This window comes from uncultured Altibacter sp. (genome assembly GCF_963972995.1).
GTDB lineage: Bacteria > Bacteroidota > Bacteroidia > Flavobacteriales > Flavobacteriaceae > Altibacter.
The window spans coordinates 16,666-42,721 of sequence record NZ_CAXAXI010000024.1; the positions used below are offsets into that span (position 1 = coordinate 16,666).

At 40.6% G+C, this 26,056-nt stretch carries 16 protein-coding genes and 1 tRNA gene; 16 read left to right on the forward strand and 1 reads right to left on the reverse strand.

The annotated features are described in order from the left end of the window. Positions 1 to 20: 20 nt before the first annotated feature. The 16 genes from AACZ11_RS10280 to AACZ11_RS10355 all read left to right on the forward strand — a co-directional run bounded on the left by AACZ11_RS10280 (position 21) and on the right by AACZ11_RS10355 (position 24,752). Positions 21 to 824, forward strand: coding sequence for a DUF6252 family protein (locus AACZ11_RS10280; RefSeq protein WP_290625481.1), 804 nt, complete (start codon positions 21 to 23; stop codon positions 822 to 824). 195 nt (positions 825 to 1,019) lie between these two features. Further along, a complete protein-coding gene (locus AACZ11_RS10285; protein WP_290625479.1) occupies positions 1,020 to 1,469 on the forward strand; it encodes a PA2169 family four-helix-bundle protein in 450 nt (149 codons plus the stop codon). Positions 1,470 to 1,614: 145 nt separating this feature from the next. After that, positions 1,615 to 5,964, forward strand: a complete 4,350-nt coding sequence (gene dnaE / locus AACZ11_RS10290) for a DNA polymerase III subunit alpha (RefSeq protein ID WP_290625477.1) — start codon at positions 1,615 to 1,617, stop codon at positions 5,962 to 5,964. Between the two features lie 236 nt (positions 5,965 to 6,200). Next, positions 6,201 to 6,518 carry a thioredoxin gene (gene trxA / locus AACZ11_RS10295; protein WP_290625475.1) on the forward strand — a complete coding sequence of 106 codons (318 nt, stop codon included), beginning with the start codon at positions 6,201 to 6,203 and terminating at the stop codon, positions 6,516 to 6,518. Positions 6,519 to 6,605: 87 nt separating this feature from the next. Further along, positions 6,606 to 7,151 carry an ATP-dependent Clp protease proteolytic subunit gene (locus AACZ11_RS10300; RefSeq protein ID WP_290625473.1) on the forward strand — a complete coding sequence of 182 codons (546 nt, stop codon included), beginning with the start codon at positions 6,606 to 6,608 and terminating at the stop codon, positions 7,149 to 7,151. A gap of 113 nt (positions 7,152 to 7,264) precedes the next feature. Next, the gene (locus AACZ11_RS10305) at positions 7,265 to 7,615 is read left to right on the forward strand and encodes a four helix bundle protein (protein ID WP_290625471.1); all 351 of its coding nucleotides are present in this window, start codon (positions 7,265 to 7,267) and stop codon (positions 7,613 to 7,615) included. A 160-nt stretch (positions 7,616 to 7,775) separates the two neighbouring features. Next, positions 7,776 to 8,705, forward strand: a complete 930-nt coding sequence (locus AACZ11_RS10310; protein WP_339832369.1) for a DUF58 domain-containing protein — start codon at positions 7,776 to 7,778, stop codon at positions 8,703 to 8,705. Between the two features lie 201 nt (positions 8,706 to 8,906). Beyond that, a tRNA-Asp gene (locus AACZ11_RS10315) sits at positions 8,907 to 8,980 on the forward strand. A gap of 319 nt (positions 8,981 to 9,299) precedes the next feature. Beyond that, positions 9,300 to 12,431: a sensor histidine kinase gene (locus AACZ11_RS10320; protein WP_290625467.1), complete on the forward strand. Its 3,132-nt coding sequence runs from the start codon at positions 9,300 to 9,302 to the stop codon at positions 12,429 to 12,431. A gap of 75 nt (positions 12,432 to 12,506) precedes the next feature. Then, a complete protein-coding gene (locus AACZ11_RS10325) occupies positions 12,507 to 13,139 on the forward strand; it encodes a response regulator transcription factor (protein WP_290625465.1) in 633 nt (210 codons plus the stop codon). A gap of 205 nt (positions 13,140 to 13,344) precedes the next feature. Beyond that, positions 13,345 to 17,349, forward strand: coding sequence for a tail fiber domain-containing protein (locus AACZ11_RS10330; protein ID WP_339832372.1), 4,005 nt, complete (start codon positions 13,345 to 13,347; stop codon positions 17,347 to 17,349). A gap of 448 nt (positions 17,350 to 17,797) precedes the next feature. After that, positions 17,798 to 18,670, forward strand: a complete 873-nt coding sequence (locus AACZ11_RS10335; RefSeq protein WP_290625455.1) for a hypothetical protein — start codon at positions 17,798 to 17,800, stop codon at positions 18,668 to 18,670. Positions 18,671 to 18,838: 168 nt separating this feature from the next. After that, the gene (locus AACZ11_RS10340; RefSeq protein WP_290625457.1) at positions 18,839 to 19,789 is read left to right on the forward strand and encodes a DUF1837 domain-containing protein; all 951 of its coding nucleotides are present in this window, start codon (positions 18,839 to 18,841) and stop codon (positions 19,787 to 19,789) included. 8 nt (positions 19,790 to 19,797) lie between these two features. After that, the gene (locus tag AACZ11_RS10345) at positions 19,798 to 21,921 is read left to right on the forward strand and encodes a DEAD/DEAH box helicase (protein WP_290625459.1); all 2,124 of its coding nucleotides are present in this window, start codon (positions 19,798 to 19,800) and stop codon (positions 21,919 to 21,921) included. A 325-nt stretch (positions 21,922 to 22,246) separates the two neighbouring features. Further along, entirely contained in the window at positions 22,247 to 23,482 is a 1,236-nt protein-coding gene (gene dcm, locus AACZ11_RS10350) for a DNA (cytosine-5-)-methyltransferase (RefSeq protein ID WP_290625461.1), read from the forward strand. After that, positions 23,445 to 24,752 (forward strand): MvaI/BcnI family restriction endonuclease, encoded by a 1,308-nt coding sequence (locus AACZ11_RS10355; RefSeq protein WP_290625463.1) that lies wholly within the window; start codon positions 23,445 to 23,447, stop codon positions 24,750 to 24,752. The genes dcm and AACZ11_RS10355 overlap by 38 nt, the downstream gene beginning before the upstream one ends. A 110-nt stretch (positions 24,753 to 24,862) precedes the next feature. Here AACZ11_RS10355 and AACZ11_RS10360 read toward each other — a convergent pair whose 3' ends face one another. Continuing rightward, positions 24,863 to 25,666, reverse strand: coding sequence for a hypothetical protein (locus tag AACZ11_RS10360; RefSeq protein ID WP_290625464.1), 804 nt, complete (start codon positions 25,664 to 25,666; stop codon positions 24,863 to 24,865). Positions 25,667 to 26,056 lie beyond the last annotated feature (390 nt).

Here is a 26,056-nt window from a genome sequence, read left to right on the forward strand (position 1 = left end):
GCATAATGACCCAAATCACTATGAAACATTTTTTTGTACTTTTTTTAGCGGCATTCGCATTATTGAGTTGTGAAAGCACAGAGACCAATTCACCTGCCTTACAGGGAGAAATTGATGAGATCTTCTTTAGAGCGAACGACGCCAGAGCCATTCCCAGTCAAGAGGATGAATCGTTTGATATTATAGGTATCACCGAATTTGAAACCCTTACCCTGCATATCCGAAAAGCAGAATTGGGCGTATATCCTGTAGGGGAAGGCACACCAAACTACGCCACGTTCGAGGATAGAAACGGAAATATTTATACTTCAGAAGTAGGCGGCTCCGGAGAGATTGTCCTGTCCGACCGCTGTTTGTCATGTGGAACCTTATCGGGATCTTTCAATTTTGAGGCGATCCTTCCGGGCATCGATACGGTCAATGTAGACAAAGGGATCTTCTTCGAAGTGCGTTTTCCTGTGGCTGCAACCGACGACCCCGCCACCAATGCGGGTACTTTTGTAGCAAGGATCAACGATGTGCCTTTTAGTCCGTTTAATGTGGCTGCTGCCAATACGGGCAATAATATTATCATTACAGGTTCGTCTACATCAACAACGCTTACACTTCGAATGCCCTTTGATGTCACTGCAGGCAGCTATCCGCTTCCGGGAACGCCCGGTTTTGGTGCCAGTTATGCTGCAGGAGGCGATCAGGAAACGGCTGTGTCAGGTAATATTATTGTCATCGAACACGATACTGCTGCCAAAAAGATCAAAGGAACTTTCTCGTTTGAGACGGCTTCGGCTAGTGTGACCGTAGGACAATTCAACGTCTCTTATTAAGATAGCAATACCATTATTTTTTTGAACAACCCAAGCGAAGGTTAAACTCTGTTAAAACCTCTTAAGCTTGGGTTAATTATTTGCGCAATCCCTTTATTTACGGTATATTGAGGTATATCGAAACAGGGAAGAGCGAAGATCCAGTTTTGATAAAAGAGTAAAATTTTCTTCGCATAATTTTTAAAACTATTGATGATGAAGTATACAGAGAAAATGTCGAACAAGTTGAATGAATTACTGGAGAAGAATTACGATGCCGAAAAAGGCTATAAAAAAGCGGCCGAAATTGTTGACAATGCTAAATTGAAACAATTTTTCGAATCGCAGGCGCAAAATAGATACGACTTCGGACATGAATTGAAGTCCGAGATCCGTAACTATGGAGAAACGCCCGAAAAAGGGACGAGTACCGCAGCCGATATGCACCGTACTTGGATGGACATCAAGTCTACCTTTACCTCAAATGATGAGGAAGCTATTCTTAATGAAGTTCAGCGCGGTGAAAAAAAGGCGGTCGAAGAATATGATGAGGTCATAAACGACATCACCCTTCCGCCGACAACACAAACTTTGCTTACGAAGCAACGTGAAAGTATCAAGTCGGCATTACAAAGTGCCAAGAATTTTGAAGTAGTAGTATCCTAAGCGATACAGCTATGAAAAGGAGAAACCGAGCCACAGCTCGGTTTTTTTGTTTATAAATGTACCAAACTGTGTATAACTTTGCTTCCTGTTCTTGTGTGATTTTTCTATTTTTACCTCCACAGGCAACCGCACATAAACTCCTAACATGTACTTGATCTTCGACACCGAAACCACCGGGTTACCCCGTAATTGGAACGCACCGCTTACCGACAGCGATAACTGGCCAAGGTGTATCCAGATCGCATGGCAGTTGCACGACGCTATGGGCAATGTGGTGGTCCACGAAGATTATTTGGTGCAACCGGATGGGTTCAATATTCCGTTCGATGCCGAAAAGATCCACGGCATTTCTACCGAACTGGCTCAAAAGGAAGGTATTCCCTTGGCTGAAGTGATCCAAAAATTTACCGAAGCGCTCAAACAAACTACCTTTGTTGTAGGACAAAATGTAGGCTTCGACCTCAATATCATGGGAGCCGAATTTTTACGCCTCGGATTGGAAAATCCGCTACCCGACTATCCGGTGCTCGATACGTGCACCGAAACTACCGCACAACTCTGTCAGATACCGGGCGGTCGCGGCGGTAAATTCAAATTGCCCACTCTTACCGAACTGCACGAATTTCTTTTTAACGAACCCTTTGCCGAAGCCCACAATGCCACGGCCGATGTGGAAGCGACGACCCGTTGTTTTCTGGAATTGGTGCGCCGCAGGATCTATACAGCCGAAGAATTGGACGTGCAACCGGATTATTTCGAGAAATTCACAGAGGCGAATCCTTCCGAGATCGAGCTTATTGGCTTAGAGCATATCAATCTAAAGAAGGCGTCAAAGAAGATCCGTCAGCAATTGGAAGCCCAAGCCGAGACGGTGGAGATCTCTTCCGAAGAGATCAAAGAGAACATTGCCGTACTCGAAGATGCACCCTTTGCTCATTTACACAACCATTCGCAATTCTCCATCCTGCAGTCTACTTCAAGCACACAGGACCTGGTCAATGCGGCGGTGAAGTTTGGGATGCCCGCCGTAGCACTTACCGATAGCGGGAACATGATGGGTGCGTTTCACTTCGTGAGAGCTGTGAACACCTATAACAGCAGTCTTTCTGAAGAGGAGAAGCACAAATCCCTCAAAGGGATCGTTGGCTGTGAGTTCTTTGTGTGTGAGGATCACAAGAACAAATCGCATAAGGACAACGGCTATCAAATTGTGATGTTGGCGAAGAACAAGAGCGGCTATCACAATCTTGCCAAGATGGCCTCTATTGCTTATACAGATGGCTTTTATTACGTGCCGCGTATCGACAAGGAAGTCATTGAGAAATACAAAGAAGATATCATCGTGCTGTCAGGAAGCTTGTACGGGGAGGTTTCCGGCAAGATCCTGAATGTAGGGGAACACCAGGCGGAAGAAGCACTCCTATGGTGGAAAGACACGTTTGGGGACGATTTCTATCTGGAGATCATGCGCCACAATCAGGAGGATGAGGACCGGGTGAATACGGTGCTTATTGAATTTTCAAAGAAGCATGAGGTGCCTTTGGTCGCGTGTAATAATACGTATTACATCGAGAAGGAAAATGCCAATGCACACGATATTCTTTTATGTGTAAAGGACGGGGAAAAGCAGGCGACGCCCATTGGTAGAGGGCGTGGCTATCGCTACGGACTGCCTAATCAGGAGTATTATTTCAAGTCGCAGGAGGAGATGAAGGAGCTCTTTAAAGACCTTCCGGAAGCGATTAGCAGTATTTCGGAGATTATCGGGAAGATCGATTCGTTTTCTCTGGCCAGAGACGTCTTGTTGCCCAATTTCGCCATTCCGAAGGAGTTCTTACATACCGAAGATGCCGATGGCGGAAAACGGGGAGAGAATGCCTATTTGAAACATCTAACCTATGAGGGGGCAAAAAAGCGCTATGGAGAAGTGACCGAAGCGATTCGCGAGCGGTTGGATTTTGAACTGGACGTGATCGCAAATACCGGGTATCCGGGATATTTTCTTATTGTACAGGATTTCATCGCCGAAGCCCGAAAGATGGATGTATCGGTAGGGCCGGGTCGTGGATCGGCGGCTGGTAGTGCGGTGGCCTATTGTTTGGGCATCACCAATATTTGCCCTATAAAGTACGACCTCCTTTTTGAGCGTTTCCTGAATCCGGACCGTGTGAGCATGCCCGATATCGATATCGATTTTGACGATGAAGGCCGGAGCCGCGTGATGGACTATGTGATCCGGAAATACGGAAGCAATCAAGTGGCACAGATCATCACCTACGGGACCATGGCGGCCAAGTCCTCCATTCGGGATACGGCACGGGTGTTGGACCTGCCCTTGAACGATGCCGACCGCATCGCGAAGTTGATCCCCAACATGACCAAACTGAACAGGATCTTCGGACTAAGCGATCAGGAACTGCGCAGCAAATTCCGAAGTGATGAGTTGCCCAAGGTGAATGAATTATTGAACCTTTCGGAAGGGTCCGATCTGGAAGCACAGACCATCAATCAGGCGAAAGTATTGGAAGGCTCGGTACGCAACACCGGGATCCATGCCTGCGGGGTGATCATTACGCCGGACGATATTACCAATTTCGTACCCATTGCCACCGCCAAGGATTCCGACCTCTATGTGACGCAGTTCGACAACTCGGTCGTGGAGAGTGCCGGTCTGTTAAAGATGGACTTCTTGGGATTAAAGACGCTTACCCTTATCAAGGATACGGTGAAGCTGGTAAAGCACAAACACAATATCGATCTGGATCCTGACGAATTTCCTTTAGACGATGAAAAGACCTTCGAGTTGTTCCAACGCGGAGAAACGGTAGGGATCTTTCAGTACGAATCGGCCGGGATGCAGAAACACATGAAAGACCTGAAGCCTACGGTCTTTGCCGATCTCATTGCTATGAACGCACTGTATCGTCCCGGGCCCATGGAGTACATCCCCAGTTTTATTCGCAGAAAACACGGGGAAGAGGAGATCAGTTACGATCTCCCGGCCATGGAGGAATATTTAAAGGAGACCTACGGAATTACGGTCTATCAGGAGCAGGTGATGTTGCTGTCCCAAAAGCTGGCCGATTTCACCAAAGGTGAGGCAGATGTGCTTCGGAAAGCGATGGGGAAGAAACAAAAAGCGGTACTGGACAAGATGAAACCGCAGTTCATCGAGCAGGCAGCTGCCAAAGGACACGATCCTGAAAAACTGGAAAAGATATGGAAGGACTGGGAGGCGTTCGCGAGTTATGCCTTCAACAAGTCACATTCCACCTGCTACGCCTGGATCGCTTATCAGACTGCTTATTTAAAAGCACATTACCCGGCCGAATACATGGCTGCGGTGCTGTCGAACAACATGAGCGACATCAAGCAGGTGACCTTCTTTATGGAAGAATGCCGCCGCATGGGACTGGAAGTATTGGGTCCCGATGTGAACGAATCCTTCTACAAGTTCACGGTGAACGACCGTGGTGCCATTCGATTTGGGATGGGTGCCATTAAAGGGGTAGGGGGCAATGCGGTAGCAACCATAGTGGAAGAGCGTAAGGACGGAAAATACAAGTCGGTGTTCGATCTTGCCAAACGCATCGATCTGCGGGCTGCCAATAAGAAAGCATTTGAGAATCTCGCCTTGGCGGGTGGCTTCGACAGCTTCGATACGCATCGGGCACAGTATCTGCACGATGACGGCGACGGGGTGATGTTCGTGGAAAAGGTATTGCGCTATGCCGCCAAGTACCAGGAGACTCAAAACTCATCTCAGGTAAGTTTGTTCGGGGATGCCAGTGAGGTACAGATCCCGGAACCGGAGGTGCCTCCCTGCGAGGAATGGGGCACCATGAAAAAATTGAAGTTGGAAAAAGAGGTGGTAGGGATCTATATTTCCGGCCATCCTCTGGATGACTTTAAGACCGAAATGAAGAACTTTACCAATTGCCGGGTATCCGATTTCCACCACTTGGAGCAGTTCGTGAATCGCGAGTTGTGTTTTGGCGGCATCGTAACCGATGTGCAACACCGGGAATCGAAGGCCGGAAAAGGTTGGGCCATCTTTACGGTAGAAGATTACGAAGACAGTTTTGAGTTCAAGATCTTTGGAGAAGAATACTTAAAATGGCGCCATTTTCTGGTGCCCAACAGCTTTATCCATGCCCGTGTCTTTGTAAAAGAAGGTTGGATGAATCGCGATACCGGAAAGCTGGGGGAACCTCGCTTGCAGTACACGCACATGCAGATGCTGCACGATGTCATGGAAAGTCAGGCGAAGAAACTCACCATTCAAATGGCGATCGAGGAGCTTAGGGAAGATCGCATCAATACGTTAAAGGACCTCTTCCGCATGCATAAGGGTGAAAAGCAGCTGCACTTTGTCGTATATGAGGTCGCAGACCAAGTGAAACTCAATATGCCCAGCAGAAAGCACAAAGTGGCCATCTCTCAGGAACTCATACAGGCCCTCGAAGCAGAGCAGGTACGCTACAAATTGAATTAGAGGCCCGTCTGGAAACCATCCGGGCAGGCTCGCCATTGCATCTCGGGCAGGCCCGCCAGTACGAGTCGGGCAGGGATTGGAGCGAGCTACCGTGTAGCGCGGAAAGCCCGGTCGCGCCCGCAGGGCGAGAGCCCGCATAACAAAAGGGAATAGCGCTATTGGCTAAACTAATGTTAAGGGTGCACCGTTTCGGTATATTTTTAACTATTTTTGTGTAACAATTTAAAATCAATACAATGGCTTTAGAAATAACAGACGCGACGTTTGAAGAAACGGTCTTAAAAAGTGACAAACCGGTGATGGTAGACTTTTGGGCAGCATGGTGTGGTCCGTGCCGCATGGTAGGTCCCATCATTGATCAAATAAGTGAAGAGTACGACGGCAAGGCTGTCGTTGGTAAAGTGGACGTAGATGCCAATCAGGAATTTGCCGCCAAGTACGGGGTGCGAAACATCCCAACGGTCTTGGTGTTCAACAAAGGAGAATTGGTAGGCCGTCAAGTGGGCGTAGCTCCTAAGAACGTCTATGCCGAAGCGATCGATTCACTTTTATAGAAAGGAAAAGAAATTAAGTTCTAAAAGGCTTGGCAGTATGCCGAGCCTTTTTTAATTTTCAACAGGATTAACACAAGCATATATTCTATGGAAAAAGTAAACAAGGTTCAGGATACCATCGATCAGCAATTGCTCAAAGAACGAAAGATTTTTTTATGGGGCATGGTGGACGATAAGAGCGCGAAGCACTTAGTGGACCGACTCATGTATCTGGATTCCCTGAATCACGACGAAATAAAATTCTATATCAACAGTCCGGGTGGGTACGTAACCAGCGGGTTCTCTATCTACGATACCATGAAGAGCATCAAGAGTCCCGTGACAACCATCTGTACGGGATTGGCAGCTTCCATGGGCAGCATTTTGCTGAGCGCAGGAGAAAAGGGGAAGCGGTTGATCCAGCCCCATGCCCGGGTAATGATCCATCAGCCCAGCGGTGGCGCCAGAGGACCGGCCAGTGATATCGAGATCACAGCCCAGGAGATCCTTAAGACCAAAGAAATTAGCGCCAGGATCCTGGCCGAAAACTGCGGACAAACCTTCGAAAAAGTCATGAAAGACTTTAACCGGGACCACTGGATGGATGCCGAAGAATCTGTGAAGTACGGCATCGTAGACAAAGTGGCGAAGTAAATCGTGATCAGTGAGTCGTCCGGTGATAAAATAAAAGGGTTTATATTTGTGAACTGTTGCATAAGACTCCCCGGTTTAATAGTTAAGTTGAACTAGAAACGAAGGGCGTTATTATGAATCACAAAGAGATGGAGGTTTGGAAAAGGAGCATGGACTTGGTAGAATATATATATCGAGTTAGTAAAAAGTTTCCAAAGGATGAAACCTACGGTTTGACGAGTCAGATAAGACGGGCAGCAGTTTCTATTCCATCGAATATTGCAGAAGGTGCGGCGCGTAAGGGCGATAAGGAATTGCTTCAATTCCTTTCGGTGAGCCTTGGTAGTTTGTCGGAACTAGAAACACAATACCTGTTATCAATTCGCCTAAACTATATAGATGCGTCAGAAGAGTTGGAGATTTTAATAAAACAAGTAAGGAAGCTACTGGTGGGCACACGAAAGTATCTTTTACGTAAAGAGTAAAACCGTTCACCACTCACCAAAATATAGATATTAAAAAAGAAATTAATGAGATTCCGGTAGTGGGTACAAGTAAGTATCTTTTAAGTAAAAAGTAAGTCTGTTCACCGCTCACCGCTCACCGCTCACTGCTCACTGCTCACCCTTCACCATTCACTAAAAAATGAATATTGAAAAAGAAATAAACGAAATCACCGGGTTCAAGAACCTGGAATTGCTCGCTACCCAGGTAGTGGAGGGGTTTATTTCGGGCCTGCATAAAAGTCCGTTCCATGGCTTCTCGGCCGAATTCGCCGAACATAAGATCTACAACAACGGGGAGAGCACCAAGCACATCGACTGGAAGCTGTATGCCAAGACCGACAAGCTCTATACCAAGCGGTATGAGGAAGAGACCAATCTGAGGTGTCATTTGATCTTGGACAACAGCAGCTCCATGCATTACCCCGCACTGCGACAGTTCGGGATCGGTTCCCTCAACAAGATCGGTTTTTCGGTACTGGCGGCTGCCGCTATTATGAACCTGCTCAAACGACAGCGGGACGCGGTAGGCATGAGTATTTACAGTGATACCTATGAGTTCTATGCTTCCGAAAAGGGAAGCGAACGTCACCACCATTTGTTATTACATCAGTTGACGGACGCATTGACGAAACCCCGCAATCAGGTTCCTACCAAGACCTATACCCATTTGCATCTCATTGCCGAAAAGCTGAAGCGGCGTTCCTTGGTCTTTCTGTTCACCGACATGTTTCAGAGCGATGCCGAAGAAGAAAAACTCTTTGAGGCGCTTCAGCATTTAAAATACAACAAACACGAAGTAGTGTTGTTTCACACCTACGACAAAGAGAAAGAGATCGACTTCGATTTCAGCAACCGTCCCAAGCGCTTTGTGGATGTAGAGACAGGCGCCCATGTTAATTTGTATGCCGATACCATTAAGGAGTCCTATGAAGCAGCGGTACAGGACTATTTCAAGGCCCTGCAGCTAAAATGCGGACAATACCGCATCAAGTACGTAGCGGTGGACATTAACGAATCGTTCAATAAGATCCTCACCACCTATCTGGTAGAGCGGCAGAAGTTCGGATAGGAGATTGATTGTGAGGTGACTACGGAGGTAAGGTACGTGAAAGAAGAATTAAGTGTATTTTTTTAAAAAAATTGTTTGTGATAAACAAATGGAGTGGTATATTTGCCACCGCAATCATAGTAAGGGACCTGTCCCGGGGTTGCAAGTAACAATATCCACACGACCAACTGTAGTTGGTGTCCGGCAACGGATTGGAATATTGGTCTGGTAGTTCAGTTGGTTAGAATACCTGCCTGTCACGCAGGGGGTCGCGAGTTCGAGTCTCGTCCAGACCGCAATTAAAATGTTGTGTTGTCCCCTAAATATTGGGGATGTGGTACTGAGAAATCAGTAACCGATGAGAAGCTTATCCGTTGGGATGGGCTTTTTTTGTTTTAGTTACTTAACGTAAGTATATATATTGGCTATTGCTCTGTGCTAAATATTTGATTAAATTTAAAAACAATTTTAAAAAGGTATAAAGCAGTTTTAATATATGCTTTTAATTGTTTTTCTAACTCCAAATTTGTTGTGTTATACTGAATGGAGATGTAAAAAAGTATTGCTTTAATTTTTCCTTTATCAATAAAAAGGGTTAAAATAACAAAGATCAATTTGAATAACTACCAGCATGTACTTCTGTTATTTAAAATGGTTGCCATATGTTTGTGTATCTCAACAACTCAACTTGGTGCCCAAACCTTATCTCAAATGGAAAGGCTTTCCTCCAGTGAAGGTTTGCCATTTCGGGATGTAACATCCATAACCCAAGACAGCTTAGGGTTTATGTGGTTTGGAACCTCTCAAGGTTTAATTAAATATGATGGTTATTACTTTAAGCAATACAATAGCAACCCTAACAATCTAAATTTTATAGAAAAGGACTTATTGACCAATCATAATACCATTTATAGAAATTCCAATTTTATATGGTATGTGGCAAACAATTCATTATTTAAACTAAACATTAAAACCGATAGGATTCAGGAGATTGGTCAAGCAGAAGGCATAAAAGGAGGCGTTGTAGAACTTCATATTGATTCTAAGAAGCAAATCTGGATCGTATCAGAAAACCATTGGACTTCTGCCAAGTCCGGTACAAAACAATACCTTCAAAAGTTTGATGAATCTTATGGTTTTAGAGTAATTGATAGCGTAAAAAGAGCTGAACGTGAATTTACTAAGGTAATTTCAGATGCCAACAATAATGTTTGGTGGACTACTATAAGTGGGGGGACCAGACAATATTCTGAAGATGGAAAACAATTGGGAATTATTTCTATAGATTGGTGGAGTAGTATCGATACGGACTCTTTAGAACCTGAGCATAAAGTGCTACTTTTTAATCAAAAGGATATAAAACCAAACAGTGAGGTATATCATGGTTCCAATAATTTTGGAGGGTATTTATTTTTTGACCAACAGAACAATCATTATTTCTTTCCTATTAATCGCGGGGTTTTTAAGTATCATCCCACGTCAAAGAAAATGGAAAGTATTTTGCAAATTCCTATTGGTATAAGCCATGCTATCGAAGATCAAGAGGGGAATGTTTGGTTTGCAGGAGAATCTGTTTTATACAAAATGGATCGCGATGGAACTATGTTCAATTTTACTGATGCGATACACCAGGTGCTCGATTTTACCAATATATCACAGCTTTTTATTGATCATAATGGGTTGTTATGGATTGCGACAGATAATGGGTTATTAAAAATACAGATAAAACCTAAATTGTTCGATCAATTGTTCAGATCACATGAGAAAGGCTGGGGGAATAGCATGCGCAGTATATTTGAAACCCAAGAAGGGGATTTAATTGCCATGTATGAACGTGAAAAAGAGCTTATTGTGTTTGATTCCTCTGGTGTACAACAAAAAAATCTAAAACTATGGGGGAATTATCCCAAAACCTATAACCCTCTTATTGGAAGTCGTTTCTTTGCCTTAGATCGAGAGAAAGAATATGTGTATTCTGTCAATGACTATCTCATAAAAATACACTTAAAAGATGGCAATACTAAGGTCTTTCCGGAGTTTTCAAACCGACTCAACATAACTGGGCCCAACCCCATAATAACTCTTAAAGATGGGCGCTTGCTGTTTGGCTTTACCCTTTCAAAACTCACCTTGTACGATCCGTCTACGGGTGAAAGTAAGCTTGTTTTTAAAGACACATCCCTGAAAGATATTTTGCACTTTAGATATTTTTTAGAAAGCAACACTCCAGAGATTGTCTGGGTAGGGACTATAAATGATGGCCTTTTAAAAGTAAATTTAAACGGTACTATTGAAGCCCATTACGACTTAAATTCAACACCTCCTTTAAACAATAATAATGTTATTGTTATACATGAAAACAAAGATAAAAGCCTGTGGCTAGGAACTTTTGGGGGAGGATTAACCTATTTAAACCCAAGCCAAAAAAAGTCAATTTTTTATACTACCAACAACGGTTTAGCTAACAAAAATGTTGTGGGAATTTTACCATATAAAGAATCCTATCTTTTAGTTAGTACCTACGAAGGCCTATCTTTTTTCAATACAAACACAAAAAGTTTTCAAAATTTTTATGAAGAAGACGGACTTACCCATAACGAATTTAATTATACTTCATTTTTTCGAGACAGTAAGGGGGGGTATTATTACTTTGGTGGAATGAACGGAATTAATAGGTTTAAACCAGAAAATTTAATAGCAGAAGATATTTTGTTAAAACCTATTCGGTTTACTTCTTTAACCCGATTTAACAGTAAGCGGAACGATGTTTTAAATTTTGATTTGTCCTATGACACGCCTGAAAGAATCTCCATCACACCCTACGATCAATATTTTCAGTTGAATTGGACCATACCTAGTTATTTTAAAAATAAGTCCAACACATTTTCTACAAGATTGGAAGGATATGAGTCGTCTTGGTTTTTTCAAGGAGCAAACCCATACGTACGTTATAATAAACTACCTGCTGGTGACTATGTGCTAGAAGTAAAAAGTTCAGCTTTTAACGATTCAGAAAGTAAAAACATAGTAAAGATTCCCATTCATGTAAAACCTATTTTTTATAAAACATGGTGGTTTATTCTATTGAGTGTGCTTGCTATTTTAGCTATTATTTATGGACTGTACCTGCTGCGTGTAAGGCAATTATTAGCAGTAGAGCATTTACGAACAAAAATTTCAAGTGACTTGCATGATGATCTAGGTTCCATGCTTTCTGGTATTGCCATGCAATCAGAATTGTTGGAGGCAAATGCCGATAATGAGAGTAAAACCAAATTAAACAAGATTGCACGTTTAAGCAGAGATGCTATATCAAGTATGAGAGATCTTGTATGGAGCATTGATAGTCGTAAAGAGCGAGTGTTAGATCTTCTGGAACGAATGGAAGAACTAGCGGAAGAATTATTACTCCCTAAAGGGGTTAACTTTTTTCTGGAGAAGAATAACGTAAACCTAAATAAAAAACTACCAATTATTGCAAAACAACACTTGTTTTTTATTTACAAAGAAGCAATCACCAATATTGTGAGACACTCCAATGCTAAAAATGTATGGCTTCAATTTAAAAATCAACAAGGGAATTGTATCGTACTAATTAAAGACGATGGAACCTTAAAATCATCCAAAAAATCGACAGGTTTTGGGCTTTCTAATATGTCGCTTCGTGCAAAAAAAATGCACGCTACAATTGCTTTTTATGATGAAAAAGGCTTTGAAATTCACATTAAATTGCCATTTATATTGTAACAAAAACCACATATTAATGCTATTGTTACACCCAAATAAGTAGGCTACCTTTAAACCTCATAATAACATACCTATATGAAATCCATTACGCTAGGCATTATAGAGGATGATCCATTGATTCAAGATAGTTTGAATGCATATTTTACCGCCCAATTAAATACACAAATAATACTAGCGTCAACCTCTGTTGAAGTCTTTTTGGATGAGTTGTCCAACACAACAATATTGCCTTCCATTTTACTATTAGACATTAATTTGCCAGGCATTTCTGGAATAGACGGTATCCCTTTACTAAAAAAAGCATGTCCAGAAGTTGATATTATTATGCTCACCACCTTCGAAGAAACAGACGTCATTTTTAAAGCCTTATCCAATGGTGCCTGCTCGTATGTATCTAAAAGGGTGTCTCTTGAAAAAATTTCTGAAGCCGTAACGGTTGTTCATGAAGGAGGTTCGTATATGTCTCCTTCCATTGCTAGAAAAATAGCAAACTTTTATATGCCTAAAACTGAAAACAAAAGTGTTTTGACAGACCGTCAAATGGAGATAGTAAATGGCATCGTTTCTGGAAAAAGCTACAAAGTAATTGCGGAAGATTTATTCGTGTCTATAAACACCGTGAGGAGCCATATCAAGAACATCTACAACATTTTGGAAATTAACAGTAAGGCTGAGCTGATTAAAAAATCCTTCGACAGGGAATTATAGTCCTTTTTCAGTTAAACATATCATTCCCTTTTTAGTCCTTATTGAATAGGTTTTTACCAAACACCCACACCACTTTTATTTAGAATCCTTTAAACTAAAAACCACATCAAGATGTGGTTGACAACAGCTTTTATAGTAAATATCTTAGTGCGCATGATTTTACTTCGTTGATACGAAAGAAAATCACCTTGTAAAAGATCCAATTATGAAATTAAGAAGTATTCCCACTATTGTATTTTTTTTGCCCCTTTTTATTAGTGTAAATGTAACCGCACAAGTGGGTATTGGGACCACGAGTCCCAATGCCCAATTGGATATAAAAGCGACCAACCAAGCAACCCCAGCCAATACCGATGGTATTTTAATCCCTAAGGTGGATGAGTATCCCGCAATTAATCCAACCGCATTACAAGACGGCATGTTAATTTATGCCACAGGAACCGGAGCCCCTGCCAAAGGATTTTATTATTGGGACAATGCCCTTACCGCCTGGATCCCTTTTGGCGGTGCAGGTGCGGTTGAAAAGTTAGATGATCTATTGGATGGGAAATCGGATAGCGATGGTACCGATGATGGTTCTTCGGTGTTTTTGGGCCTTAATGCAGGTGCTGCCGATGATAGTTCCAACAATCAAAATGTCGGGGTAGGGTTTAATGCATTGACAAGCAATACAACGGGTCGTTTTAATTCTGCCTTTGGCTATGAAACATTAAGTTCAAATTCTATAGGTGTTTTCAACACGGCATTAGGACATCATGCCTTAAAAACGAATACAACTGGCCATCAAAATACTGCAACTGGGAAAAATGCCCTGACAAATAATACTTCGGGAGGAGATAATGTTGCCGTAGGATACAACGCAGTTAGTAATAATACCACAGGAACAGCTAATGTTGGAGTGGGGGTTAGTGCCTTGGGTAATAACTTTATTGGCAGTAATAATGTTGCTCTTGGAACTCAGGCTTTAACTACAAACTCTGGAAGCAACAATACTGCTGTAGGACGTACAGCAGGAGGATTCACTACCAATAATGTTACCGCTGTAGGATATTATGCCTTACTAAGGAATCAATCAAGTGAAATAACAGGTATTGGAGCGTTTGCACTAGAAAACAACGAGGGTGCAGGAAATGTAGCTCTGGGCGCTTATACGTTACAAGCAAATACCACGGGTATTGATAATACAGCCACAGGTTTTGAAGCCTTAAAATTAAATACCTCGGCCAACGGAAATACGGCCTATGGGTTTAAGGCATTAACCACAAATGAAATGGGCAGCTATAATACGGCCATTGGTTGGAATGCCCTCACCAATAGTGTGAACTCCATTGGTTTTAATACGGCCGTGGGTGCCGACGCGTTAGCCTCAAATACGAATGGAAGATATAACACCGGAATTGGTGCAAATTCCCTTTTTAACAATACTACCGGATATGAAAATACTGCCTTGGGGATGAACTCCTTAATTGCTAATACCACTGGAAACCGAAATACCGCAGGGGGCTATCGTGCTTTAGGATCCAATACGACAGGAATACAGAATACAGCCTTTGGTATGGATGCACTGTTGGCCAATATTGACGGTGACTTAAATACCGCTAGTGGATACCGCGCTTTGACTTCAAATACCACCGGGGTGGAAAATACTGCGATGGGTCATAATGCATTGCTGCTGAATGATACAGGGAATTATAATACGGCAATGGGTTCGTATACGTTGCCGAACAATACGGGAAGTTTTAACTCTGCCTTTGGAAGACATGCCCTAGGTCTCAACACTACAGGAAACAACAACACAGCTTTGGGTCATGGTGCTGCGTTCAACAATACCACCGGATTTGAAAATACGGCATTGGGAATGGACGCATTATTTTCTAACACTACTGGAAGCCGAAATACCGCAGGGGGCTATCGTGCTTTAAGATCCAATACGACAGGATTACAGAATACAGCCTTTGGTATGGATGCACTATTGGCCAATACGGAGGGTCAATTAAATACCGCTAGTGGATACCGCGCTTTGACTTCAAATACCACCGGGGTGGAAAATACTGCGATGGGTCATAATGCATTGCTGCTGAATGATACAGGGAATTATAATACGGCAATGGGTTCGTATACGTTGCCGAACAATACGGGAAGTTTTAACGCTGCCTTTGGAAGACATGCCCTAGGTCTCAACACTACAGGAAGCAACAACACAGCATTGGGTCATGGTGCTGCGTTCAACAATACTACTGCCGGAGCAGTTACTGCTGTTGGTTACAGCGCTTTGGCATTCAACGCTGCTGATAATACCACTGGAGTTGGTGCCTATGCATTAGAGAATAATTCCGGTGCAGGAAATGTAGCTCTGGGCGCGTATACATTACAGGCAAATACCTCGGGTATTGATAATACAGCCACAGGATTTGAAGCCTTAAGATTTAATACCACGGCCAATGGAAATACCGCCAATGGCTATAGGGCATTGACTTCAAATACAACTGGGGCAAACAATACTGCAGTGGGTGCTAGTGCCTTAAACGCAAACACGATTGGTTTTAGGAACATTGCCATAGGCTATAGATCATTAGAAAGCAATACCGAGGGATATCATAATGTCGCTGTAGGCGCTGAGGCATTAGCGTCGAATAACTTTGGTTATTTCAACACAGCCGTAGGTGATAATGCTCTAAAAGAAAATGCCTCTGGAGCGAGTAATACGGCCATTGGCACCTATTCTATGGGGGTTAGTACCGGTGGAGATTATAATACAGCATTAGGGGCTGGTTCTTTATTTAGAAACACCACTGGATCTAATAACACAGCCCTAGGTTATCTCACCATGGAGTTCAACACTACAGGTACATTTAACATAGCGATAGGACGGGGTGCTTTAAACTTTAATACGATTGGCAATCAGAATACGGGTAGTGGGTATAATGTTTTGTATTCAAATACCACCGGAAATTTTAATACAGCGGATGGATCTCATGCGATGTATGGGAATACCACGGGTTCCCAAAATGCTGCCTTGGGAGTCAATGCGTTGCGAGCCAATGCTACTGGAACAGACAATACGGCGGTTGGCTTTAATGCGGCAAAATCCAGTTTAACTTCTAATATTACTGCCGTAGGAGCCTATGCCCTAGAAAACAATTCTACGGGCATAGAGAATACGGCAACTGGGTTTGAGGCGTTAAAATTAAATACCACGGCCAACGGAAATACAGCTAATGGATATCGCGCTTTAACTTCAAACGTAACGGGGGCAAACAATACCGCACTAGGTGCTAGTGCCTTAAACGCAAATACCACCGGCAACAAAAATACAGCAGGAGGGTATCGTGCTTTAAGTCAAAATACAACAGGAATACTGAATACAGCCTTTGGTATGGATGCACTAATGGCCAATACTGTTGGGCAATTAAATACTGCTATTGGAAACGGTGCTTTAGAAAACAACACGGCCAATTTTAATACGGCAGTTGGAGTTGGCGCTCTCTATGCTAACACCACCGGCTACCAAAATATGGCAAATGGGGTGTATGCCTTATATTCAAATACCGATGGGCCTCTAAATGCTGCCAGTGGCTATAAAGCCTTGTTTTCAAATACCACTGGCGCTAATAATGCGGCTTTTGGCGGAGAGGCACTAAATAACAATACTACTGGGAATTTAAATGTGGGGATTGGGTATGGATCGGGAACTGGCATTACAACAGGTAGCTATAATATCGCTATTGGGTATAATGCGCAAGTGCCAGATGGTACGGCATCCAACCAAGTACAAATAGGCGATGCTAATATTTCCTATGCAGGAATTCAAGTGGCATGGACGGTTACGTCAGACAAGCGTTGGAAAGACAATATTCGGCCCTTACCGTATGGCCTTAATATGATTGAAAAACTGAAACCGGTTGATTATGTTCGAAAGAACAATGAGAGCCAAACACGAGAAATCGGCTTTATTGCTCAAGATGTGAAGGAAGTGTTGCAAGCATTGAACTATGACGATCAAGGGCTGCTCTCCACCGACGATCAAGGATATATGAGTGTGCGGTACAACGATTTTATTCCGGTTTTGGTAAAAGCAGTGCAAGAACAACAAGCGGAAATTGAAAATTTGAAGTTAGAACTATTGGCTTATAAAGTCTTAGAAGCACGCATTTTAGCTCTGGAGGAAAAGAATGATTCCGAAAACGTAACCCAAATTGTACCTGAATAGGAAATGCTAAGTAGAATAAAGGGTTTTTTACTGAATAGATAGTTTGAAAAGAAATTTATCCAGAAGCCTGCACTGTGCGGAGCCGAAGTGGATGGGCTTTTTTTGTTTATAGCTTGTATTTTTAGCGTAGGAGAAAGGGGGTCTGCCCGGATGCTTTTCAGAAGGGCCTGCCCCAAGCGGTCACCCTGAGCCTGTCGAAGGGGGGCAATCGAATAAAGGAAAGATTGAGAAGCACGCCGCCACGGAGACTAAAATCTTACCTGCCTCAAACCGGAGTTCAATTTTTCCATACATTTTTACACCTAGCATCCCACCTGTTCCCATTTATTTTCTATATTTGAGTTCTCTCCAATTATAAGGTTGCAATAAATAACGATATCTGGAACTGATAACCTGATAGTAGATAGGTAATTCTGGGTATCAGGCGTTAGCAACAAGCAAAAAAACTATGATAAAACAATTAATCAAAGATTTAACTTACGATCAAATCGATTTAACTCAAGGTTTAACTAGGGCGAAAATAATTGCTTTTGAGATTGAGAATGAATCATTCAAAAAATGGATTTCGACTGAATTAAATGGATACACGAATGATGATAAGTTACCCGGTTATAGAATTTTACCTTGTGACATTTTTGCTGTTATAGTTGATCCTTTTGGGCAAAAAAGAATGATTCCATATGACTTAACAAATCTTGACAAAGATTTGAATGGAAAACTATACAAAATGGATGCTAGGCAAAGTATCCCAGTTATTGAACAAGGTCTAAAAAGCAATGGTGAGCAATATGGTTATGAGGAATTGCCTATGAATTTAGTAGCATCCTTAAGAGACAACGATAATGACAGAATTATTGGAGTAAGAAGAAGAATACAGTTTAGTCAAGCAAAGCACATACTAAATATAACTAAACAAAAACTGATTGATACACTTCTTGAATTAGATAAAGCATTTCCTGATTTAAAAAATGATGATTATCGTCCAACAAAAGAGGATAAAGAAACCGCTAAAACTATTATAAATAATAATATCTATGGCGACAATGCAAGCTCTACGATTGGTGTATCCGATAATCTTACACAGAATATTAATAATATTTATAATCAAAAAGTCGAACAAATCCTTTCTGATTTAAGACAGTTAAATGTCCCAGAAGAAGATTTATCTGATTTAAAGGATATAACTATAAACGAAAAGGATAAGTCTAAATTAGGAAAGAATATTATGTCTTGGGTTGGTAAAATGACAACTAAAGCTGTCGAAAAAGGCATTGATGTTCAAATACCGATAATTTTAGAAAAAGTTCAAGATTTAATCTAAAGAAAAGCCAGTTGCCAACAATAGCCATAGCCTATTGCGCGGATGAGTATAAAAAGGAAAAAACTTACAAAGTTAACTAACTCTTCAACTGAATTAAAACGCACAAAAAAAGCAATAGGCTATAGCCAAGACCGTTGGGCATCATTATAAAGAAATATTTAACATTCAATGAAAGAATCTGAAACAAACATAGATTTTGAAATATTAATTGATGATTCATTTATAAATTTAAAGTCAGAGGATGAAATTGAACATATCGAAAACAAAAACGTTTTAAGTCTCATAAATGACTTTGCAGACGGGAAATGGAGATTTCGAAAATTCCAAGAGTTTATTTGGGATAATATTGCAGAAACAGCACTTTCATATCAAGACAGAATGGCGTTAATTGATAAATCACATTCTACTCTTACAGAAGCAGCTAAAAAATTAAGACTAACAGACCTTACCAAGGATCAAGATGGACAGGGAAGTGAATTGGCAGAAATAGTATTGTATGGATTTATGAAACATCATTATAAAGCCTTACCAGTTGTCCCGAAAATTTTTTATAAGCAAAACCCACAAGATAATGCTAAAGGAGCTGATAGCGTACACATATTAATTAATGATGATAAAAGCTTTACTATTTGGTTTGGAGAAGCTAAATTTTATAATAGTATAGAAGATGAAAGGCTTTATAGCATAGTGAATTCAGTTGAAAACTCATTGCTATCTGATAAACTTCAAAAAGAAAACAGTATCATAACGAACGTTTCAGATTTAAATGATTTACTGAAAGAAGATGGTGAATTGCTTGAGCAAATAAAAGAGATACTTGCACCAAAAACTTCAATTGATGATTTAAAGCCAAAATTACACATACCTATACTAATACTATATGAGTGTCAGATCACGGCGAAAAATAATTCGTTAACAGATGAATATAAAGAAGAAATTATACACTATCACAAAGAAAGAGCTGAATCTTATTTTAAAAAGCAAGTGAAAAAATGCAGTAAATCAATATTTAAATATTCTGATATTCACTTTCATTTGATTTTATTTCCTGTTCCCGAAAAACAACCAATTGTTGATAAATTCATCCAGAATGTACATCATTATAAGAATCAAGACTAGTTTGCAATATGGATATTTTTGAAACCTGCCATACAATAAATAATTTATTAATTGATAATAAAGAATCAATAGCGAGAGATGAGTTAATCAAACTTTTAGACTATCATCAACAAAATGATATTCAATATTCAGAACTAGTAAATCACCTGATTAAAGAAACTGGCTTGTACCCATATATAGATTATGATAATGCAAGTTGGCAAGATAGATTCGTCTATGAAGTATTTAAAGTAGATACTGGGGATACAGAATTACCAACTCTACATAGAGAACAATCTAGCCTTTTAAGCAAATTAATTGAGGGTAGAAATATTGCTGTTAGTGCACCTACAAGTTTTGGAAAAAGCTTCGTAATTGATGCTTATATTTCAATCAAAAAACCATCAAACGTTGTTATTATAGTTCCAACTATAGCACTAACAGATGAAACAAGAAGAAGACTCTACAAAAAGTTTGCGCACGAATATAAAATAATTACAACTACTGAAGTTGAACTCGCAGATAAAAACATATTTATCTTCCCACAAGAGCGTGCTATTAATTATGTTGGAAAAATAGAACAATTAGATATTCTCATCATTGATGAATTCTATAAAGCTAGTTCAAAATTTGACGCTGATCGCTCTCCTACTCTTATAAAAGCTATTTTAAAGCTTGGTAAAGTTGCTAAACAACGTTATTTTTTAGCGCCTAATATTAGTCATTTAGAAGAAAATCCTTTTACAATCGGAATGGAATTTTTCTCGCTAGATTTCAATACTGTTTTTCTTGAAAAACACGATTTTCACGAGGAACTCAAAAATGATGAAGAACTAAAAAGCTTAAAATTACTTGACATTCTGAAAGAGACACAAACTAAATCTCTCATTTATGCTGGGACTTATAGTAACATTGAAAGCCTTTCAACTTTGCTGATAGGCAGTAAACTTGAACAAGAACGTGAACTACTAAATAGATTTTCATCTTGGTTAAGTAAAAACTATTCGTTTAATTGGAGCCTTACAAAATTAGTAAATCGAGGAACTGGAATTCATAATGGTAGGCTTCATCGATCTTTAAGTCAAATTCAAGTCAAATTATTTGAAGAACCAGAAGGGTTAAATAATATTATATCTACTTCCTCTATAATTGAAGGCGTAAATACTTCTGCCGAAAATGTAATTATTTGGGCAAATAGAAGTGGTAAAGGAAGAGCAAGACTAAACGACTTTACCTATAAAAATATTATGGGTCGTAGTGGTAGAATGTTTAAACATTTTATTGGAAAAATTTACATTTTAGATGTACCACCTAAAGAAGAACGAACTCAACTAGATATACCATTTCCAGAAGAGATACTCGGCGATTTAGATGAAAAGAAGTTCGCAAAAGAGTTAACGAGTGAGCAAGTAGCCAAGATTATTATGTACAAAGAAGAAATGGCTTCTATTTTAGGAGAAGAAGAGTTTGAAAGGTTGCAAGCTCAAAATATTTTCCAAATAAGTGATGCAGAATTGATTAAGAAAATCGCTTATGATATGAAAAACGACCCAAATAGTTGGAATGGGCTAGGTTTTTTAAATTCAATGAATACCCACAATTGGGATAGGATGCTATTTAAAATAATTCGTTTACAACCAGGTGGTTGGGAAGCGAGTTACACACAATTTGTAGAGTTTGTCAAAATTCTAAAGTACAATTGGTTTAAATCAATACCAAAACTCTTGAAGGAATTAGAACCTTACGAAATCGGTATTGATGATTTTTTCAAATTAGAAAGAAAAGTTACATTTAAATTAACTTCATTGTTAAGTGATGTCAACATTTTACAGAAAGAAATATTGAAAGAAAAGAATTATGATATTTCTCGTTTTGTTTCATTAGCATCAAATGCGTTTCTTCCAACAGTTGTTTATCAACTTGAGGAATTTGGCTTACCAAGAATGATTTCAAGAAAAATACATAATGAAGGGCTTATTGATTTTCATAGCAAAGAATTAAAATTACACAATGTTTTAGCAAATCTGAATGAAATTGGGTTTAAACGAATTTCAAAAATCCGAGGAATCGATGATTTTGATAAGTATATTCTAGAATATTTCTTTGCTGGAATAACAGTTCATAGTAACAACGATGCCCAACAAAGTATGTAAAAATAGCGGTTTTTGTGTTTAAACAATAAATAAATAATAAAATAAGGGTCGGTTAGAAGCTGTAAATTATAGTATTTTAATCCGCTACTTTTCATATGCAAACCCGTTACTCGTAATCCTGCAATATCGTGTAAACCACTCAACACCAAGCTAAAGTATTGCATTGTGGACAGCATATTAATTTTTCCGGCGCGACTGTCGCTGCACAAAGAATAAAAGTGTTAGTTATACCTTTGTACTCAATACAGCGTTAACAAGATTGTGAACAAACACGTTCGAATCCATCGTGAATTACTTCCATAATTTTGTTATTTTACGAATTACTATGGGCAAGAAATATTCGGTCATAAAAGAGGAGTTGCAGTTCAAAGTTGATAAAATAGTCGACAATGACCTAGCATATTTAACACACTATTTGCAAAATAATAAAAATGGTGTTTCAAATTATTATAAGCCATCGGCACAAGAATACCTTACAGAGCTTCACGAAGTAAACAACATTGCTCAAGAAGCTGATTTCCAATATTATTTGCCAATTGAATGGGATGTTCCATTTCCGCCACCGGAGAACCCAACATTTAAGTTTATCGATTTGTTTGCTGGAATTGGTGGAATTCGATTAGCATATCAAAACATTGGAGGTAAATGTGTTTTCTCAAGTGAATGGGATAAATTCTCTAAGCAAACCTATGAGGCCAATTTTGGCGAAGTCCCTTTTGGTGACATAACCAAAATTTCAGAAAAAGATATTCCCGATCACGATATTTTGTTAGGAGGGTTTCCTTGTCAACCTTTTTCCATTGCTGGTGTTTCTAAGAAAAAGTCATTAGGAAGACAGCACGGATTTTTGGACAAAACACAAGGAACGCTTTTTTTCGACATTGCTCGAATAATCAAACATAAAAAACCAAAGGCTTTTATGCTTGAAAATGTGAAAAATCTTGTTTCACACGATAAGAAAAAAACATTTGAAGTGATAAAAGAAACGTTATCTGAATTAGGCTATTCGCTTTACTACAAAGTATTAGACGGGAAATTTTATGTCCCGCAACATCGTGAGCGAATAATCATCGTTGGTTTCAAAAAATCTGTTTTTAAGGGCAAAGAAACTTTTACATTTCCTCAGCCCGATGAGGCGAATTTTGCTATTAGAGAAATTCTTCAACAAAAAGTGGACGAAAAATATACGCTTTCAGATAAGCTTTGGAACTATTTACAAGAGTACAAGAAAAAACATCAAGCTAAAGGTAATGGATTTGGATTTGGCTTAACTGACCTCAATGGAATTTCAAGGACAATGAGTGCTCGCTACTACAAAGATGGAGCGGAGATACTAATACCACAAAAAGGTAAAAACCCAAGAAGATTGACGCCGAGAGAATGTGCAAGGCTTCAAGGGTTTCCGGATAGTTTTGTTATTCCTGTTTCTAATAACCAAGCGTACAAACAATTCGGAAACTCGGTTGTTATGCCTTTGATTCAAGCTGTTGGTAAGAACATTGTAAAAGAACTCGATATCCTAAATGAATCTAAGCAACCTAAAACAGCTATTTATCAATAATGGTTGTAAAAAGATTTATGCAAAAAATCTTGCACCTAATGACAACTCCAAAAATCAAGTTTATTTTGGGGGTAGTTTTGAAATTCTGAACATTCTACCAATTTCCGAGATTGTCACTGAAGAAGCTGGCGATTGGAATAAAGAACGGTTTAAAGCACAAATAAATTTTGCTTGGCTCGATAATGAGGGTGTTATTTATCCAGCACCTAAAGCCCAATTAATTTTATATCCCAAATATCCCGAAGTTCGGTTTTCTGGATTTCTAGCAAGATGCCTAAATCCACCTTCTGTATTGATGACACAAAGACTAGCTGGTAGGTTGCTCTTCTTTAGTGTTGCTCAAAATGGAAGGATTTTGGGTTATGTTGCTGCGCCCGATTCAGAAATTGCCAATGAATTTAACAAGACAGAGCACAAGTCGGAGCACGGTGTTTTTTTCGTGATAGAACTGCCTAAATCAATAAATAACCGTATTGTTTTACTTCAGGAGCTTAAGCGCATTTATGATTTAGGATGGATAACTTCTAAAAGACTTGATGCCAGTGGTAAACTCCTTCCATGTCGTTCACCTAACTGTGGTGGTTATACCTTGGAGGCAGAACTTGGAGTAACACCTAACGGTTATTCAGAACCCGATTTTATGGGGTGGGAGGTAAAACAATTTGGTGTAGCTAACTTTAACAGTACAAATTCCAAGGCCATAACTTTAATGACTCCTGAACCGACCGACGGACTATATAAAACAGAGGGAACAGAATATTTTGTGCGGACGTATGGTTATGAGGATAAACTTGGGCGACCAGACCGATTAAATTTTGGAGGTGTTCATAAGGTTGGCGAAAAACATCACCTTACCAATCTAACAATGCACCTGATTGGTTTTGATACTGAGAGCGGAAAAATTCGTAACTCTAATGGTAGAATTGCATTATTAGACGATCAAGAAAATGAGACAGCTTCTTGGAGCTTTACTTCTATGTTAAAGCATTGGAACAGAAAACATAATCAAGCTTGTTATGTACCGTCGTTATCAAGAAAAAATGAAGAGCGGGAATACCGTTATGGTAATGAGATAATCTTGGGAACGGGAACTGATTTTCCATTATTTTTATCTCAAATGGCAAATGGGAATATTTATTATGACCCTGGAATTAAACTGGAAAATATATCGACCAAACCCAAATTAAAAAAACGAAGTCAATTCAGAATTAAATCTGGATTTTTACCTAATTTGTATAAACAGAATGAAATCGTAAACATTACAGATTAGTAAACCTCATATACGTACCGCTTTACTATTCGCATGAGCGAACGCTCAATCCTAGATTCCGCATAACAACAAAAAAAAGAGGCGGTTTCCCGCCCCTTTTCCCATCATGGCTAAGCAATCGTAGCGATCGCTAGGGATTGTGCCCCCTGTAAGGGGTAAAACTCGCCATCGGCGGTCTCTTGGAAGAAGAGCACGCCAATCACACTCAGCGACACCACCGTATCAGGCAGCGCCTCGGTCAGCCCCAGATCGGTGCTCAACACCGCTTCCTCCGTTAGTGTGACATCCGCCGGGAGCAGTTCCCCCAGGGTCACGTGTCGACTACCGTTCAGTTCAGGCGCCACCGGAACATAGGCCTGGAACTCCTCATCATACACATGGTCACTCAGCAAGGTGGTGGCCAATACAAACTGATAGTGGGTGGTACCCTCCGGCAGTTTCAGGTCGGTCTCCATCTCAAAGGCCGGCACCGTCCACGTCACCACAGAGCGGTTCGCATCGATGGCAGGCGCATCATAGAGTGCCGAAAACACACTATCAAACGCCCGTTCCTTATTGAACTCAAAGCCGTGGAACAACGGTTTGTTCGCCCCCATGATAAAGGAGCGCCTACCCCGTTTCCCGGGGCCCTTAGAACTCATCCGCCTAAAGATCCCCGTCAGTCGGGCCGAAGTGGTCGTGCCACCCATCTTTTTGATCAATGAACCCAACGATTTCCGTAAGGTCATCGACATCAAGGCCGCCCCTGTAAACTCGTTCATATTCTCACGAGTCCGTTTAAACTTGGGGTCGTTCTCGATACGTTGCTTGTTCAAACTTCCTTTTTTCCGAACCAGTTGTTTTCCTTTTCGCTCATAGAACGTAAGATCATCAAAGGTTCCTTCTAACTTGATAAAACTTTTCTGCTTTCCCATAATTTCTAGGATTTAAAAGTTAAACATATATGCCGGTGTGCGAATGCCATGTCAAAAGGAGTCTGCAGCACCCTCTTAAACGAGGCATTTTTTCGAACACCAACAGGTCAAACATAGAACGGCATTTTCAGACTTCCAAACCACCCTGTCCGATTTGGCCGCTTTTGGACACTCTTTACCGGAATTGTCCACTTTTGTCCGTTTTTGTCCGTTTCTGACCGTTTTTGGTCACTTTGTCCGTTTTTGACCGGCGCATCACTCGAAGTGACACGGCTTCTTCTTTAATTCAATGTCCCTTAGAATCAAATCGGCCTCAGAAAGTATCCTGTAAAATACAAGGAGGTGCAACGTTAAGCGCGTTCCGCTGTCTGAGGTACGCTAAGGCGTGCC

Excerpts from the sequence above, each read along its gene's own strand:
- AACZ11_RS10280 (WP_290625481.1), top strand. The coding sequence starts at position 21 with ATGAAACATTTTTTTGTACTTTTTTTAGCGGCATTCGCATTATTGAGT.
- AACZ11_RS10285 (WP_290625479.1), top strand. The coding sequence starts at position 1,020 with ATGAAGTATACAGAGAAAATGTCGAACAAGTTGAATGAATTACTGGAG.
- dnaE (WP_290625477.1), top strand. The coding sequence starts at position 1,615 with ATGTACTTGATCTTCGACACCGAAACCACCGGGTTACCCCGTAATTGG.
- trxA (WP_290625475.1), top strand. The coding sequence starts at position 6,201 with ATGGCTTTAGAAATAACAGACGCGACGTTTGAAGAAACGGTCTTAAAA.
- AACZ11_RS10300 (WP_290625473.1), top strand. The coding sequence starts at position 6,606 with ATGGAAAAAGTAAACAAGGTTCAGGATACCATCGATCAGCAATTGCTC.
- AACZ11_RS10305 (WP_290625471.1), top strand. The coding sequence starts at position 7,265 with ATGAATCACAAAGAGATGGAGGTTTGGAAAAGGAGCATGGACTTGGTA.
- AACZ11_RS10310 (WP_339832369.1), top strand. The coding sequence starts at position 7,776 with ATGAATATTGAAAAAGAAATAAACGAAATCACCGGGTTCAAGAACCTG.
- AACZ11_RS10325 (WP_290625465.1), top strand. The coding sequence starts at position 12,507 with ATGAAATCCATTACGCTAGGCATTATAGAGGATGATCCATTGATTCAA.
- AACZ11_RS10330 (WP_339832372.1), top strand. The coding sequence starts at position 13,345 with ATGAAATTAAGAAGTATTCCCACTATTGTATTTTTTTTGCCCCTTTTT.
- AACZ11_RS10335 (WP_290625455.1), top strand. The coding sequence starts at position 17,798 with ATGATAAAACAATTAATCAAAGATTTAACTTACGATCAAATCGATTTA.
- AACZ11_RS10340 (WP_290625457.1), top strand. The coding sequence starts at position 18,839 with ATGAAAGAATCTGAAACAAACATAGATTTTGAAATATTAATTGATGAT.
- AACZ11_RS10345 (WP_290625459.1), top strand. The coding sequence starts at position 19,798 with ATGGATATTTTTGAAACCTGCCATACAATAAATAATTTATTAATTGAT.
- dcm (WP_290625461.1), top strand. The coding sequence starts at position 22,247 with ATGGGCAAGAAATATTCGGTCATAAAAGAGGAGTTGCAGTTCAAAGTT.
- AACZ11_RS10355 (WP_290625463.1), top strand. The coding sequence starts at position 23,445 with ATGAATCTAAGCAACCTAAAACAGCTATTTATCAATAATGGTTGTAAA.
- AACZ11_RS10360 (WP_290625464.1), bottom strand. The coding sequence starts at position 25,666 with ATGGGAAAGCAGAAAAGTTTTATCAAGTTAGAAGGAACCTTTGATGAT.